Genomic DNA, 15164 nt, shown 5'->3' with positions numbered 1-15164 from the left:
GTGGCGGCTCGTGCTGTTTTACGTGTTCAGTATGGAGCGCCTCCTAGTGCACAATCCGGGGCTGTAAGCCGACGATTTGCAGGCTGGAGACGTGATCTGCATTCCCCTCGTGCCCACTCCGAAGCCGGTTACTCCCGCGCCAAAGCCGGTTATGCCTGCGCCTAAGCCCGTTGTCCCAGCGCCCAAGCCCCCTGTCGTCTGCGGGGATGGGACCTTCTCTTATACGATTCAACGGGAAGATACCATCTGGAAGCTCGCCCAGATTTACGGTATCAGCGTAGAAAGTATTCTCAAACTCAATCCCGGGATGGAAGCCCAAAATCTGCAGATCGGCACTGTAATCTGCATTCCCTTTGCCCCTGCGCCAAAGCCGGTTACTCCCGTGCCAAAGCCCGTCACACCCGCGCCCAAACCTGTCACGCCTACACCGAGACCCCCCATCGTCTGCGGGGACGAAGCGTTTTCCTATACGCTTCAACAGGGGGACACTCTATGGAAGCTCGCCCAGATTTACGGCGTTAGCGTGCAGAGCATTCTCAAGCTCAATCCCGGGCTGGAGTCTCAAAATTTGCAGGTGGGCACTGTAATCTGTGTCCCATTTGCCCCCGCGCCGGAGCCGTCTGTTACGATGCCTATTACGATTACGCCCCCAACCATTACCGGCCCGACTATTACGGCTCCTTCCTTTACGTTCCCATCTATTACGTCTACGGGCATCACGCCGCCCTCTTTTACCCCTCCCTCTATCACCGCGCCAACCATTACCGCGCCCAAGATTACCTACCCCTCTGTGACGTCAAAGTCTTCGGAAACCACAACCGCAAAACCCACCACACCGACTGCTTTGCCCTCTATCTGCGGGGATGAAACCTTCCCCTATACGATTCGGCAGGGTGACACCCTCTGGAAGCTTTCCCAGACGTACGGCGTCAGCGTGCGGAGCATCATGGACCTCAACTCCGGTCTGGATCCCCAGAACCTGCGCATCGGAAGCGTGATCTGCATTCCGGCCGATATGGAACCGCCCGCGCAGATGCCCGCGCAGACCCCCACACAGATGCCCACGCAGCCACAGCCCTCCTCCGATACGTTTTTGTACAGAGTAAAAAAATGCGACAACATCTGCAAAATCGCAAAAGCCCACTGTGTCAGCGTGGAGAGCATCATCCGAAGCAACCCCAACATGCAGCTTTACTGCCTGAAGGAGGGCACGTATATCCTTATCCCCATGAATCGCTGCCAAGGGTCGGCCTGCCGTTACACCGTCAAGTGCGGGGACACCCTCAATCGGATTGCAAATCAGTTTAACCTCCCTCCCACTGCGATTATGGCAGCAAACCCCAATGTAGACTTCGAGAACCTTATGAAATGCCAGCGCATCTGCATTCCCAAGGAATAAGCTTTCCGTGCTGTTTTCTCCCCTCCAAAATAGGGCAGGGGCCTCGCCAAAAGGTGGGACCCCGCAGTCCGTGAAGAAACCCGCATGACACCTCCCCGTCATTTGAGCTTCTTCGACAGATTGAAGCGAGGGGCCGTTCTTTAAAGAACGGCCCCTCGCCTTTATGTGACAATCCGGTTTGATTCAGTTCTGCGATTTTGCCCGCTGCTTGCGGGTCGCTCCGAAGGCAGAGGCCGCGTGCATCGCCCGCATCAGCTCCTCCGCCGTGATACCCCGGGCGATGGCGTCCAGCCTGCCGCCGGGAACGCACTGCTTGCGGCACCATGCCATAAGCTCCTCCTCGGGAACCTGATCCAGTCGGATGTCCTCCATGGTTACGGGAAGGCCCAGCCGTACCATAAAGTCCACCAGCTCCTCCGCCTGCGCCATGTCCACCTCCGGGTCCAGCATCAACTGGGTCACGATGCCAAAGGAGACTTTCTCCCCGTGCATCGCAGCGTGAAGCTGGGGAAAATCCGCCAGGCGGGTCCCCAGTACGTGGACGGCGGCGGTTCCGCAGCTCTCCCAGCCGATGCCGGAGAGGAGAATGCTGGCCTCCGCCACCCGCTCGTAAGCGGGTGTGACCACGCCGCTTTTGGCGGCGAGAATTGCCGCCTCCGCGTCGGCCCGGATGACCTCGCAGCAAAGCTTTGCCATGGTCCGGGCCGTGATGGTGGGAAGATATTTCAGCCGCGTGGGCATATGACTGAGATAGCTTGGCTCCGCCTCCATATACGTGGCCAGAGAATCCGCGATGCCCGCAAGGAACATTCTCAGCGGCGCCTTGATGCACTCGGCGGTATCCACCAGCACGATGTCTGGGTTGGTGGGCCAGCCCTCTGTGTCGCTGAAGCTGCCGTCCTCGTTGTACCAGACGGTACAAGCGGTGGGCGGCGCGTCGCTGGAGAGAATGGTGGGCGCCACAATGCAGGGCACTCCCGCCTGATGGGCCACACCCTTGCTCAGGTCCAGCGCCTTTCCGCCGCCAAGCCCGATAATTGCATCGGACCCGGCGTCCTTCATCGCCGCCACCACCCGGGCGCATTCTGCCCGGGAGCACTGGCCTTCCAGCATATATTCTCCCGGCTGAATCCCGGCCTGCTCCATGGCAGGCAGCACCGCGCCCTCCGTGGAGGCTTTGGTACGATGACCCCAAAGCAGCATGGGCCTTCTAATTCCCCGCTCGCTTAAAAGCCCCGGCAGCTCCTGTAAAACGCCCGCTCCCTGCATATATCTGGAGGGAAGCGCGATTAGTTTTCCTCTCATTGATGTTCCTCCGTTTCCAGACAATAGGATACCACGGGGCAGCGCTCCGGGAAACCCTTTTTTTGCACGTTACTTGTTGTACTCATAAAAGCCCGCGCCGCTCTTCCTTCCCAAGCGCCCTGCATCCCGCAGGCGCTGAATCTGCGGAGAGGGACGGAATCTCTCACCGTAGGCGCTGAAAAGAATCTCGTCCACATTCATATTCAGGTCATGGCCCGTCTGGTCGATGAGCTTGAAAATCCCCATGGGATGGCCTAACCCGTACAGGCAGATTTTGTCCACATCTTCCACGGAGCACACGCCCTCTTCCACCAGACGGCAGGCCTCGAGATAAAACACATGGAACATGCGATTCAGGGCAAAGCCCACAACGTCCTTCACACGCACCGGCTCCTTGCCGATGGAGCGCAGCACCTCAAATACCGTGTCCACTGTCTCTTCCCGTGTTTGAAGTCCGGGAATCACCTCCACCAGCTTCATGATGCTGGCGGGCGAATTGAAGTGGGTGCCGATGAACGCCCGGTCCAGTCCCACGGCGGCGGCCAGCTTTGTGATGGAGATGCTGGAGGTGTTGCTGGCAATAATGGTTTCCGGTTTACAGACTATGTCCATGTGTTTATAGGCGTTAGTCTTGATGTCCAGACTCTCCAGAACCGCTTCCACAATCAGGTCGCAGTCCGCCATGTCCGCCACATTTCCGCTGGCGGATACCCGGCCCAGAATCTGCTCCTTCTGGTCCTCCGTCAGTTTTCCTTTGGCAATGCGGCGGTCCAGCGCCGCCGACTGCTTTTCCTTACCCTTGTTTGCAAGCTCCTGATTCACATCGGTCAAAACCGTTTCATATCCGTTCATGGCAAAGCACAAGGCAATTTCCGAGCCCATCATGCCCGCTCCTAATACGCCAATTTTTTTCATTTCCATTGTATTTGCTCCTCTCAATCGCACCGCCGGATCAGCATGGCGGTGCCCATGCCGCCGCCCACGCAAAGCGTGGCCAGACCCAAGGTTTTCTCTCTCTTTTTCAGTTCGTGCATCAGCGTCACCAGTATCCGCACGCCGGAGGCCGCCACGGGATGACCCAGAGCAATGGCGCCGCCGTTGACATTGGTTTTTTCCAGAATGACCTCCTTGGTCATTCCGTAGTGGGCGCTCCACTCCTTTACGCAACCAAGGGACTGGGCTGCGAACGCCTCGTTCAGCTCCACCAAGTCCACGTCCTTCAAGGACAGTTCCGCCTGATTCAGCGTCTTGATCACCGCCTTCACTGGACCAAGACCCATGATGGCCGGGTCGATGCCCACTGTGGCCATGGAGACGATTTCCGCCATGGGCTTCCACCCGTTGACCAGCACCGCCTCTTCAGAGGCCACCAGCATCACCGCCGCGCCGTCGTTGAGTTGGCAGGCGTTTCCGGCGGTAACGGTTCCGCCCTCGCTGGCCTTTTTAAAGGCGGGGCGCATTTTTGCAAGAGCCTCATACGTCGTTCCCGGGGTATTGCTCTCGTCGGTGTCAAACACAAATTCCCGGCCCTTGCGGTCCTGATAGCGGATGGGAACAATTTCGTCCCGGAACCGGCCGGACTCGATGGCATGCCGCGCCAAGGCCTGGGAGCGGAGGGCAAATTCGTCCTGTTCCTCCCGGGTAATTTCTTCTTTCACGGCCACATTTTCCGCCGTCATTCCCATCAGATAGCCATTGAACTGGTCAATCAGGCCGTCGCAGTACAGGGAGTCCTGCACATCCACGGAGGTGGGACCCATCTTGGTCCCTTTGCGGACCCGGTTGGTGAGAATATAGGGCACCTGAGACATATTCTCCACCCCACCCACCAGCACCAGATTTGCACCGGCCTGAATGGCGTTGTACGCCAGAATTCCGGCCTTCAGGCCGCTGCCGCACTGCATGTTGACCGTGGTGGCGGGAACGTGGTCGGGAATGCCCGCTTCCAGCTCCGCCCGGCGGGCGATGGAGGGGCCCTGTCCGGCGGAATGCTGATGGGCCACCAACACCTCGTCAATCTCGGCCGGATTCACGCCGCTTTCCGCAATAACGGCCTTCATCACCTGTGCCGTCATATCTCCCGGCTTCACCGGGGACAGGCTTCCGAGAAATTTTCCGATTGCCGTGCGCTTGGCGGCAACGATGTATGCTTTTTTCATAATTATAAAGACCCTCTTACTTTTGTTTTCATGGAAGAAGGCGGGGCGGTTTCGCCCCGCCCCATCATTACCAGATCAATCCCTCTTCCACGGCCTGACGGCGAAGCTCCTTCCGGAAATCCGGGTGGGCAATTCCGATCAGGGCTTCCGCCCGCTGGCTGACCGTTTTGCCGCTGAGATTCACCACGCCGTATTCCGTGCAGATGTACTGCACATCAAACCGGGAAGTCGTCACGGGCGTGCCTGTCTCCATATGGGGGATGATGCGGGAGACCGCGCCCTTTTTGGCGGTGGAAGGCAGGGTGATAAAGGACTTTCCGCCCTTGGACATCTGGGCGCCGCGGACGAAATCAATCTGTCCGCCGCAGCCGCTGTACTGCCTTCCGCCAATGGTATCCGCGTTTACCTGACCCAGCAGGTCCACCTGCAAACAGGAGTTGATGGAAATCACGTTGTCATTCTGCGCAATGACATAGGGGTCGTTGGTATAGTCCACCGGCACCACCAGAAGATCCGGATTGTGGTCCGCAAAATCGAACAGGCGCTTGGTGCCGATCAGGAAGTTGGAGACGATTTTGCCCTTGTCCAGCGTTTTACAGCTATTGTCAATGGCGCCGGACTCATAAAGGTCGATAATTCCGTCGGACAGCACCTCGGAATGAATACCCAGATGCTTTTTGTCCTTCAGGAAATTCAAAATGGCGTTGGGCAGGCCGCCGATTCCAAGCTGCAAGCAGGTGCCGTCCTGAATAAAGGGGACGATGTGGGCGGCGATCTGCTCTTCAACGCCGCCCGTCTCGCTCTTGGTGAGCTCCGGCAGGGGCTGATCCTGAATCACAATGTAGTCCAGCTTATCCAGCGAAACCTTGGCCCCATATGTCCACGGCAGGGAGGGATTGATCTGCGCCACCACGGTTTTTGCGGCCTCCATGTTGGCAACGGAATAGTCCGCGTTCAGTGCGTAGCTGCAATTGCCCTCTTCGTCCGGCTCCGTCAGCATTACGAAGAACACGTCCGCCGGATGCTCGCGGTAATATTTGGGCATCTGGTAGTAGAACGCGGGCAGGGGGTCCACCCGTCCTTCCCGGTAGGCCTGCCGGGTGCCCCGGTCCAAAAACTGGCTGACGTGGCGGAAAATCCCCGCATACTGAGGCTCCAGAAATCGGGGCGTCTCCCAGATATTGTGGGCGATGACCTTTACGTCCTTCAGCTCCGACGCCCGGTCCGTCAGCGCGTCCATCAGGTGCATGGCCGTGCCCGCCGCCTGCTGGAGCACCACGGTGTCTCCGGATTTCACACATTTGACAGCCTGCGCCGCAGAGACGATTTTATCTTGATAGGTTGCTTTCCAATCCATTTTTTCTTATCACCTTTTCAATCAGGATCCATAGCCGAACAGCCAGGGGATGCCCAGTGAAATTACCGGGATATAGGTCACCAGCAGCAGTCCCACCACAAGCGCCAGCAGGAAGGGCACAATCCGCCTGCACAGGGACATAAACTGGATATTGCCAAGGGAGCTGGCCACAAATAGGTTCAGGCCCACCGGCGGCGTGCAGAAGCCGATTGCCACGTTCAGGCACATCATCAGACCAAAGTGGATGATATCCACACCATAGTCGGCAGCAATGGGCTGAAGGATGGGCGCCAGAATGAGAATGGCGGGGGTTCCGTCCATGACACAGCCCACCAGCAGCAGGAACACGTTCATGGCAAGCAGCACGAGAATGCGGCTGTCGGTCAGTCCGCCGATCCAGTTTGCCAGCTCCATGGGAATCTTCTCCAGCGTCAGCATCCGGGCCAGCGCCGTGGCGGTGCCCACGATGACCATGATGGTGGCGGTGGTGACGGCAGAGGTTGAAAGAGAAGCCACCAACTTCTTAAAGGTCAGCTCGCGATAAATCAGGAAGCCCACCACAAGGGCATACACAACAGCCACGGCGGCCGCCTCGGTGGGCGTGAAAACACTGCCATAGATGCCACCCAGAATGATGACGGGAACCAGCAGCGCGCCGATGGCGGAGACGAAGGTCTGACCCACCCGCTTCCATGTAAACTGCCGTCCGTTGCCCTGCCAGCCGTTCTTCCGGCAGATAAACTGAGACACGGCAATCAGCAGAACGCCGCACAATATGCCGGGGCCAAAGCCACCCATGAACATGGTGGCGATGGAGGCGTTGGTTGCCACGCCATAGGTCACAAAGGGAATGGACGGCGGAATCAGCACGCCCAGCACGCCGGCGGCGGCGATCAGCGCATAGGAAAAACCCTTGGAATAGCCCTGCTTAATCATGGAGGGCACCATGATGACGCCGATGGTGGCCACGGTGGCCGCCGCGGAACCGGAAATGGCGCCGAAGAACATACAGGCCAGAACCGTAACAATCGCCAAACCGCCCTGCCTGTGGCCCACCATGGAGTCGGCAAAGTCAATCAACCGTTTGCTCAGGCCGCCGCCCTCCATCAGTGCGCCCGCCAGAATAAACAGCGGAATCGCCATCAGCGTGAAGGAATCGCAGGCCGTAAACATGGTCTGGGCAATATAGGAAAGACCAAAGGAACCGGAGGTAAGCATGTACAACGTCACGGACATGCCGATGGACCAAGCGATGGGGACGTTCAGCACCAGCAGAATAAAAAAGGTGCCAATCAAAATCAATCCTGCATTCATTCTGCTTCCCCTCCCTGCTTCATCATTTTTTCGCTTTCAGTTTCTTCCATGGGAAGAACGCCGATGAGCTGCTTTACAAGGACCACCAATCTTTGAAGCCCACGTACAATCATCATACCCGCGCCCACATAAGGCGCCGCGTATGCAAATTGCATATTAATCTTGTTGGCTGCGGAATACTGGGGCCGCACGCCCATGGAACTGAGAACCTGCATGCCCACATAGCACAGCATGAAAAAGAATGCCAGTGAAATCAAAGATGCGATGATATACAGTACGACCCGGGCCTTGCCCTTGAGAATCATGGGCAGCAGGTCCACGGACATGTGGTTGCCATTTCTCACGCCCTTGCTGGCCGCGAGATAAATGACCCAAATGCACAGGTAACGGGCGCTTTCCTCCGTCCAGCCCACGGGAAGTCCCAGGGCTCGGAACACCACCTGAATGAAAATAATGGCGCAGGTGATAAAAAAGAGAACGGCGCAGACATAGGTTTCAAAGAAATTTAAAACCCGGTCCAAAATCTGATTTGCTTTTACCATTGTTATCTCCTCTCCGCTGCCGCCTCCCGGAGACTTCCGGGAAGCGGCGGAATTTCATGCGTATTTATTTCTCTACGCCGGTAATTGCTTCCAGCTCGCCGTTGGTAAACTTGTCATTGCAAACCTGAATCTTCTCCAAGTAGGTATCCAGATTCGGTTCGGTGTCCTGCTGACGGAACCAGTCGTACACACCGGTGGTGGTGGCCTTAAACGCATCGCGCTCCTCGTCGGTGAGACGGGTGACGGTCATGCCGCCGTCGGCCAGCTCCTGATATGCGCCCTCTTCGCCCTCAGCGGACAGCTCGAGCTGATACTGGGTGGCCTCCTGCGCAGCCTGATCCACCACGGCCTGAAGCTCGGCGGGCAGGGACTGATAGAAGTCATAGTTGATGGAAATGGCGGTGGCGTCGTAAACGGCGGCCACATCGGTGATATACTTCTGCACCTCGTCATAGTTGCCGGTGGAGGCAATCAGCGCGGGATTCACCTGACCGTCCACGGTTTTCTGCTGCATGGCGGTGAACAGCTCGGAGAATGCCATGGGCATGGGGTTTCCGCCCATGTCGGTGTAAACCTTCAGCAGGATGTCGTTCTCTTGCGTGCGAATCTTCAGCCCCTTCAGGTCCGCAGGGGTCTTAACTTCCCGCACGGAGTTGGTCAGGGCCTGCCAGCCGTTCTCAAAGAACGCCAGAGGATAAATGCCGCTCTCCTCGGCGATCTTCTTGGTCAGCGCCTTGCCGTCCTCACTGTTCAGGAAGTTCTGGATGGACTCGCGGCTGTTGAACAGATAGGGAAGCTGCATGAACTTGAAGCTGTCGGTAAAGTTGGCCAGCACCACGGCGCCGCCCTCAGCCATCTGGATGTTGCCCTGCTGGCACTGCTCGTAATACTCTCTGTTGGAGCCAAGCTGGCCGTTGGGATAGACATCCACCTCGATGCGGCCATCGGAGTACTTCTCCGCCAGCTCTTCAAACTTGTATAAGCCCTGAGTGATGGGATGCTCTTCAGCCACGGAACCGGCCAACTGAATTTTGTAGGTTTCTCCACCCGCCTGAGAGCCCTGAGAACTCTGGCTACCGCCACCGCACCCGGCCAGCAGAGTGCTGACCGAAAGCAAGGCCATGAGCAGTGCGCTTAACTTTTTCATCTTCATAGTCTTCCTCCATATTTTAATTGGCAATAAATCGTGCCTCACCAACCAGAAAGCAATTACCGTGCCATATTTATAGGTGTATTTTTCACAAATTTTAATTGAATAATTTGTCTTGATATTTATAATTGTTTTAAAAAGTCTAAAAATGTAGAAAAAGCTGTCTATATTTTTAGAAAGTCTAAAAATATAGACAGCTTGCAATTTTGCGCAGGCACGCTTAATCCGAGCCTGCCGCCTTCAGTTTTTTATAAAGCCCGGAGCGGCTCACCTGTAAACAGTCTGCGGTTTTGTCCACGTCTCCGCCATTCTCCCCCAGAACCCGACGGATATAACACGCCTCCAATTCCGCCATCACCTGCTTCAGCGGTCTCTGCCCCTCGGGCAGGGCAGGCGGGTCCGCCTCCTTGGCGGCATTGCCTCCGCCTATTTCTGTCTCCCACGAGGAAAGCTCCCCAATGAGCACAAAGCGCTCGATGGTGTTGCGCAGCTCCCGGATGTTGCCGGGCCAACTGTAATTTTGCAAATTTGCCAGCTCCTGTGTGGACAAAACCCTGGCCTTTCCGTGTTTGCGGTTAAACTGGGCCAGAAAAACGCCGGCAAGAGCCCGCAGATCCCCCGGCCGTTCCCGCAGGGGCGGAATCGTGATGGGAACCACGTTGAGTCGGTAGTACAAGTCCTCCCGGAAGGCTTTTTCCGCCACCATCCGCTTCAAGTCCCGATTGGTGGCGGCAATAATTCGCACATCCGTCTTTTGTGTCTTGCTTCCACCTACACGGCGGAACTCCCCGCTCTCCAGCACCCTGAGAAGCTTTGCCTGCGCAGTCAGCGGTAGCTCTCCCACCTCGTCCATAAAGATAATCCCGCCGTTGGCCACCTCGAACAAGCCGGCCCGGCCCTCCTTCAAAGCGCCGGTAAAGGCCCCTTTTTCATAACCAAAAAGCTCTGCCTCAATCAGCTCGTTGGGGATGGCCGCGCAGTTCACCGGCACAAATACCGCGTCCTTCCTTCCGCTGTGACGGCGGATGAAGTTGGTGGCAACCTCCTTGCCCACTCCGGACTCCCCGTAAAGCATAATCGTGCTGTCCATCCGTGCCAACGTTTCCAGAATGGAAAATATTTTCCGGGTGGCGGGGTCGTCCGCCACAACCTGATTTTCCCCGCGGTAATCGGTCATCTCCATGGCGGCCTGATAGCCCTTAAGCTTTTCCTTTTCCCGTTGCAGTTCCTTTTGAAACGTCTCCAGAATATCCAGTCTGCGGCTGTATGTCACCACCATGCGCAGCTCGCCCGCCTCGTCAAAAATCGGCGTACTGACACAAGCCACTTCCTGTCCGGTCTTATTAAAATATGTGCCCAGCGCCTGCCTGCGGGTGCGAAGCACCTCGTCCGTCATGGAGTAGCTGACATAGCCCTCTGCCCGAAGCTGATAAATGTCCATGCTTAAAAGCTGTTCCAAAGGGCAGCAGAGCACCTGCACTGAATCTTCGTTTGCATAGATAATTTTTCCACGCCCATCGGTGGCAAACAAGTCCGCGCAGCAATTTTCCAGAATCAGATGATACTCCTGATCAGTCAGATGGGCTCTTACTTTTTCAGACATGGTTCCGCTTGCGCCCCCTCTCCTGCAATGTCCTTTGTTTTCATCTTGTGGGCATAGTATATCTTAACCCATCTGGGCGGGTCAAGTAAAAGTCTTGTCCAGACCTCCCCCTCTAAAAGGGTCCCACGGGCGTTTATTGTGCGCTCTTTCGTATGCCCGGGTATTAAGCGCGGCTCGTCCCTTCTCCGTCTTCCACATCGACCCCTCCATTGCCATACCATTCCCCATCAACAGCCGCCGATTCCCGTATTCAACCAAAAAAATCTAGAGGCCCCGCCAAAAGGCGGGACCCCTACATTTTTAAGCGCCGACTTTCGCCGGACTCATTGGAATTTTCACAGGTTGCAGATCTGATTCTGGAGAAGCGTTCCCACTGTGTCGGCAAACTGATCCAGCCGCCGGATGCGTGTGAAATTCCTCCCGTAGATGGTCCGGGCGGCGGGCAAGTCCTCGTCCTCCCCGGTGAAAACGCACACCACGGCCGCGCCGGTGCGGGAAAGACTGCGCACCTCCTGCGCCGTATCCACCACGCCCATGCGGTCCGCATAATCCCGGAAGCCGCCGCTTCGGGCAATCTTGATCACATCGTTGGGCTTTGCGTCGGACAAGAGAATCACCAACCGGTACTCGCAGGGCGCGTCCTCCAAATCCCGGCCCAGCGCGCGGACAGCAAGCCCGTCCCGGTTGCAGCCGGTGGTGAAATAGTGAAAGATCATCTCGTTCCGATCCGTCTCCCCATAGTCCCGGAAGCGGGTCAAAACCGTGTAGCCGCTGAGGGAGCAAAACGCCGTCACCCGCACGGGAATGCCGCAGCGGGTCAGGCTCTCCGCAATCATATACCCCTGCGCGGAAACAGTCTCCTGCCGCGAAATCTGGGAGGTGGAGGAATCCAGCAAAAGGTCCACGCACAGTGCGCCGGGGTCCCCCCGCAGGATGCGGGTGAAAACCTTATCATCTCCCAGGCATTCCGCCCGCCAGACTCTCGCCGCGTCCAGCAGCCCCGCGGAGGTCCGCACGGTTTCGGGCTGTAAATGGGTCTGCATGGCGTTACGGATACGGGCGGTCAGCCGCGCCACAGTCATGCGGTTGACGGTGGAGTTTGCCTCATAGGCCGCCTTGTTTTTCTCCATCTGTCGTAGCGCCGCTCGACGCTGCTCCGCCGCAAAGCCCCGGGCGTGCTTGTCAAGCTCCGCCCCGCCCCGGGCGTAATAAAGGTTGCAGCCCTTGTGGTCCCCCGTGCACAGCTCCCGCTCCAAGCGCTGCACTTTGTCAGTCGGGTACAGCGACGCGCCGAAATAGCTGGAAATATAGGCCCGGAGAGCCTCCTCGCTCTGTGCCAGAGTCATCTCTCCCAGCCGCCGCTGAGGCGCGGGGCCGCCGCCCCCTTCCACAGCCTGAGCGTGCTCTCCAAAGCCGAAGCCAAACTCCCGAAGGCTGGGCAAAGGGGCTTTATTCTTCTGCCGCCTGCCAAACAGGCGCAGTCTTCTCACAGCTCGCAGCTTATCCGGGTCTTCGCCATCCGGGGCATCCGCGGGCGCATAGCCAAACCAGACCGCAAGGGTCTGCCCCAGCCGCTGGGCAAGCGCCGCCCCGTCCAGCTCTCCCGGCAGGTCCAGCGCGGCAAGAAGCTCCCGGTCGCCGCCCTTCAGCCCGCAGTCCTGTCCTAAAATCTCCCGGCAGCGTCCGACCGAAAGAAGATGGACAAGCCGATCCGAGGGAGCCCGTTCAAAGGCCTCCAGCGTTTTGCGGGCATAGCTCTGCCGCAGCGCCGCCATGGCGGGGCGGCTGTCTCGCTCTCGCGCAAACGCCGCGCTCTCCAGTCCCAGCCACGCAAGCTGCTCATAAATCCGGCGGTCTGGCAAGCCCTCGAAAGAAGCAAATAGGCTTTCCAGCGCGCCGCCCCAGTCCCGGCGGACACAGCCCGCCACTGTGTTCCAGTACAAATCCGCGCGACCCGCCGCGTCATAGGTTTTCAGTTCCGGCTCAAACTCGTATTCCTCCGCCGCCGTCCAGACCTGATTTTTTGCCCGGCGCTGCTCGCGCTCCTGAATCTCCATCAGAGCGCAAAGGCTTCCCGGCCCGACAGGTCCTCCGGCACGCGGCTTTTTACCACGTCTTCCACCAACTGGCGCTCAAACTCATCAAAGCACTTGTTCACAATGCCAAGCTCCAGTGCCCGGGCGGCGGGCAACCCCTGCCGCATCAGGCGGACGGCGGCAAGCAAGCCCCGCAGGTCCAGCGCCTTGGTGGAAATCTCCGCGCTGTCGCACTTTCTGCGGATGTCTGTAAATAAATTCGTCATCTGATCGGCATAGGCGGGCTTCAACTCCGGAAACTCCCGCCCCAGAAGCTTTAGAAGATTTTTCTCCGTGATGGATGGCATGTTGATGACAAGGAACCGGGAGGCCAGTGCTTCATTCAGATCCCGTGTCCCGGCGTAGCCATAGTTCATCGTGGCGATAAAGCGAGAGGCTTCAGACAGCGGGATACGGTCATAGCCCGGCACGTCGATGCAGCGGCGAAAGTCCAGCGCCGCGTGGAGCACGGCCAGAGATTCGTTTTTTGCCATGTTGATTTCGTCCAGCACACCGAAGCCCCCTTCCAGCGCACAGCGGGCAATCGGTCCGTGGCGCAGGGAAACCTCCCCTCCGCAGAGGGTATCCGTTCCGATCAGAGAGGCCGCGTCGGTGTTGATGTAAAACGACACGTCCCACTGGGGCCGCCCAAACAGGGCGGAGAGATTTTCCGCCAAGTCGTTTTTTCCCGTGGCCTTGGGGCCTGCCAGCAGCAGATGCTCTCCGCTCAAAAGAGCGGAGATGGCCTCCTCCCAGACCTCCTTACCGTAATAGGGATAGCGGGGCTTTGGAATGCGGTGGAGCGCCGCTTCCCGCACCGGGGTCTGGTGAATTTTCCAGTCCTCCGTCGCCTGCAAAAGGGCCTCACTCACGCCCTCGGCCCGTAAAAACTCCATCAGCTCACCCATATCGTCCTCCGTTCCGCAGGCGGCTGTTCGCCGCCGCCCCGTGTTTTTCCTTCTTTTGTTATACGCGAGTTTTTCCGTCTTGTCAAACCTCGCCCCCGCTCTTCCGACAGCATTTCAAGAAAAACCGACAAAAGACGGTTGTATCTTGCCGCCGGAGGTAGTAAACTGACAAAAATGCTTTCTCGCGGGCGCGGGTCTGCACCGGGCAGCTTTATGGCAGCTTCCCGGAATGCGCAGGTCCCGAAGCCACGCCCGCGGGCGGCTATTTTCATGAGCTATGCAAAGCAGACAGGAATATGGAAAAGGAGTGAGAAGCCTATGAGCAGACTTGACATCAACACGCCCAGTCAGGCCCAATCCGTGGTGGATCAGCTATACCGCGGCATGGAACGCCGCATCGCGGCCAGTCCTCCGGGCCTGTGCCCCATCGACATGGCGCTGAATTTTCTGAATCTCTGCCATGCCCAGACCTGCGGCAAGTGCGCCCCGTGCCGCATCGGACTGGGGCAGCTTTCCAACATGCTGCGAGGCGTTCTGGACGGAGAGGCGGATGTCCGCGCCATTCACCGCATTGAAGTGACTGCGCAGGCCATTGTGGACACCGCCGACTGCGCCATCGGCATCAACGCCGCCCAACTGGTTCTCATGGGACTTTTGGGCTTTCGGGACGATTATGAGGAGCACATTCTCCGTCACCGGTGCTTGGGCAGCCTGAAAAACCCGGTACCCTGCGTGGCTCTTTGCCCCGCGGGGGTGGACATCCCCGGCTACATCGCCCTGATCAATGCCGGTCGGTATGGCGACGCCGTGAAGCTCATCCGCAAGGACAATCCCTTCCCCACCGCCTGCGCTTACATCTGCGAACACCCCTGCGAGGCCCGCTGCCGCCGGAACATGGTGGACGATCCCCTGAACATTCGGGGGCTGAAGCGGTACGCCGTGGATCAGGCCGGAGAGGTACCCCAGCCTGCCTGTGCACCCTCCACGGGGAAGACCGTGGCCGTGGTGGGCGGCGGCCCCGGCGGTCTGTCCGCCGCGTATTACCTCACATTGATGGGCCACCGCGTCACCGTGTTTGAAAAGCAGAAGCATCTGGGCGGGATGCTGCGCTACGGCATCCCCAGCTACCGCTTTCCCCGGGAAAAGCTGGACGAGGAGATTGCCTCCATTTTGTCCCTCGGGATAGAAGTCCACACGGGGGTGGACGTGGGCACCAGCCCCTCACGGGAGGAGCTGAGCCGGAAGTATGACTGCCTGTATCCCGCCGTGGGCGCCCACACCGACAAGAAAGCCGGCATTCCCGGTGAGGACAGCCGGGGCGTGGTTTCCCCCGTGGAGCTGCTGCGCCGCAT

The 15164-nt window shown here is 58.2% G+C and carries 12 protein-coding genes; 2 read left to right on the top strand and 10 right to left on the bottom strand.

Annotated elements, in window-relative coordinates:
• Positions 1 to 91: 91 nt before the first annotated feature.
• The gene (locus RTK01_RS11820; RefSeq protein ID WP_312281167.1) at positions 92 to 1399 is read left to right on the top strand and encodes a LysM peptidoglycan-binding domain-containing protein; all 1308 of its coding nucleotides are present in this window, start codon (positions 92 to 94) and stop codon (positions 1397 to 1399) included.
• A 183-nt stretch (positions 1400 to 1582) separates the two neighbouring features.
• On the opposite strand, the gene RTK01_RS11815 is transcribed toward RTK01_RS11820, so the two are convergent.
• From RTK01_RS11815 to RTK01_RS11770, 10 genes are all read right to left on the bottom strand, one after another.
• Positions 1583 to 2704, bottom strand: coding sequence for an iron-containing alcohol dehydrogenase (locus RTK01_RS11815; RefSeq protein WP_312281166.1), 1122 nt, complete (start codon positions 2702 to 2704; stop codon positions 1583 to 1585).
• A gap of 69 nt (positions 2705 to 2773) precedes the next feature.
• Positions 2774 to 3625: a 3-hydroxyacyl-CoA dehydrogenase family protein gene (locus RTK01_RS11810; protein WP_312281165.1), complete on the bottom strand. Its 852-nt coding sequence runs from the start codon at positions 3623 to 3625 to the stop codon at positions 2774 to 2776.
• Positions 3626 to 3639: 14 nt separating this feature from the next.
• A complete protein-coding gene (locus RTK01_RS11805; RefSeq protein WP_312281164.1) occupies positions 3640 to 4863 on the bottom strand; it encodes an acetyl-CoA C-acyltransferase in 1224 nt (407 codons plus the stop codon).
• 67 nt (positions 4864 to 4930) lie between these two features.
• Entirely contained in the window at positions 4931 to 6220 is a 1290-nt protein-coding gene (locus RTK01_RS11800; RefSeq protein ID WP_312281163.1) for an acetyl-CoA hydrolase/transferase C-terminal domain-containing protein, read from the bottom strand.
• Between the two features lie 21 nt (positions 6221 to 6241).
• Complete coding sequence (locus RTK01_RS11795; RefSeq protein WP_312281162.1) at positions 6242 to 7534, bottom strand: TRAP transporter large permease; 1293 nt, start codon at positions 7532 to 7534, stop codon at positions 6242 to 6244.
• Positions 7531 to 8076, bottom strand: coding sequence for a TRAP transporter small permease (locus RTK01_RS11790; protein ID WP_312281161.1), 546 nt, complete (start codon positions 8074 to 8076; stop codon positions 7531 to 7533). Before RTK01_RS11790 ends, RTK01_RS11795 begins: the two co-directional genes overlap by 4 nt.
• Before the next feature lie 64 nt (positions 8077 to 8140).
• Entirely contained in the window at positions 8141 to 9229 is a 1089-nt protein-coding gene (locus RTK01_RS11785) for a TRAP transporter substrate-binding protein (protein ID WP_312281160.1), read from the bottom strand.
• Positions 9230 to 9446: 217 nt separating this feature from the next.
• Entirely contained in the window at positions 9447 to 10829 is a 1383-nt protein-coding gene (locus RTK01_RS11780) for a sigma 54-interacting transcriptional regulator (protein ID WP_312281159.1), read from the bottom strand.
• A gap of 335 nt (positions 10830 to 11164) precedes the next feature.
• Positions 11165 to 12886 (bottom strand): hypothetical protein, encoded by a 1722-nt coding sequence (locus tag RTK01_RS11775; RefSeq protein WP_312281158.1) that lies wholly within the window; start codon positions 12884 to 12886, stop codon positions 11165 to 11167.
• The gene (locus RTK01_RS11770; protein ID WP_312281157.1) at positions 12886 to 13812 is read right to left on the bottom strand and encodes a MoxR family ATPase; all 927 of its coding nucleotides are present in this window, start codon (positions 13810 to 13812) and stop codon (positions 12886 to 12888) included. Before RTK01_RS11770 ends, RTK01_RS11775 begins: the two co-directional genes overlap by 1 nt.
• 318 nt (positions 13813 to 14130) lie before the next feature.
• Here RTK01_RS11770 and RTK01_RS11765 point away from each other — a divergent pair.
• Positions 14131 to 15164, top strand: a 1034-nt coding sequence (locus RTK01_RS11765) for an FAD-dependent oxidoreductase (protein ID WP_312281156.1), incomplete at its 3' end; no start/stop codon positions are given.

Source organism: Oscillibacter sp., assembly GCF_031978065.1.
In the GTDB taxonomy this organism is placed as follows: Bacteria; Bacillota; Clostridia; order Oscillospirales; family Oscillospiraceae; genus Oscillibacter.
This window is presented reverse-complemented; position numbering and strand designations above follow the sequence as displayed.

What these genes read in the sequence shown, in the direction of transcription:
- RTK01_RS11815 (WP_312281166.1), bottom strand. Translation starts at nt 2,704, where the DNA reads ATGAGAGGAAAACTAATCGCGCTTCCCTCCAGATATATGCAGGGAGCG.
- RTK01_RS11810 (WP_312281165.1), bottom strand. Translation starts at nt 3,625, where the DNA reads ATGGAAATGAAAAAAATTGGCGTATTAGGAGCGGGCATGATGGGCTCG.
- RTK01_RS11805 (WP_312281164.1), bottom strand. Translation starts at nt 4,863, where the DNA reads ATGAAAAAAGCATACATCGTTGCCGCCAAGCGCACGGCAATCGGAAAA.
- RTK01_RS11800 (WP_312281163.1), bottom strand. Translation starts at nt 6,220, where the DNA reads ATGGATTGGAAAGCAACCTATCAAGATAAAATCGTCTCTGCGGCGCAG.
- RTK01_RS11795 (WP_312281162.1), bottom strand. Translation starts at nt 7,534, where the DNA reads ATGAATGCAGGATTGATTTTGATTGGCACCTTTTTTATTCTGCTGGTG.
- RTK01_RS11790 (WP_312281161.1), bottom strand. Translation starts at nt 8,076, where the DNA reads ATGGTAAAAGCAAATCAGATTTTGGACCGGGTTTTAAATTTCTTTGAA.
- RTK01_RS11785 (WP_312281160.1), bottom strand. Translation starts at nt 9,229, where the DNA reads ATGAAGATGAAAAAGTTAAGCGCACTGCTCATGGCCTTGCTTTCGGTC.
- RTK01_RS11780 (WP_312281159.1), bottom strand. Translation starts at nt 10,829, where the DNA reads ATGTCTGAAAAAGTAAGAGCCCATCTGACTGATCAGGAGTATCATCTG.
- RTK01_RS11775 (WP_312281158.1), bottom strand. Translation starts at nt 12,886, where the DNA reads ATGGAGATTCAGGAGCGCGAGCAGCGCCGGGCAAAAAATCAGGTCTGG.
- RTK01_RS11770 (WP_312281157.1), bottom strand. Translation starts at nt 13,812, where the DNA reads ATGGGTGAGCTGATGGAGTTTTTACGGGCCGAGGGCGTGAGTGAGGCC.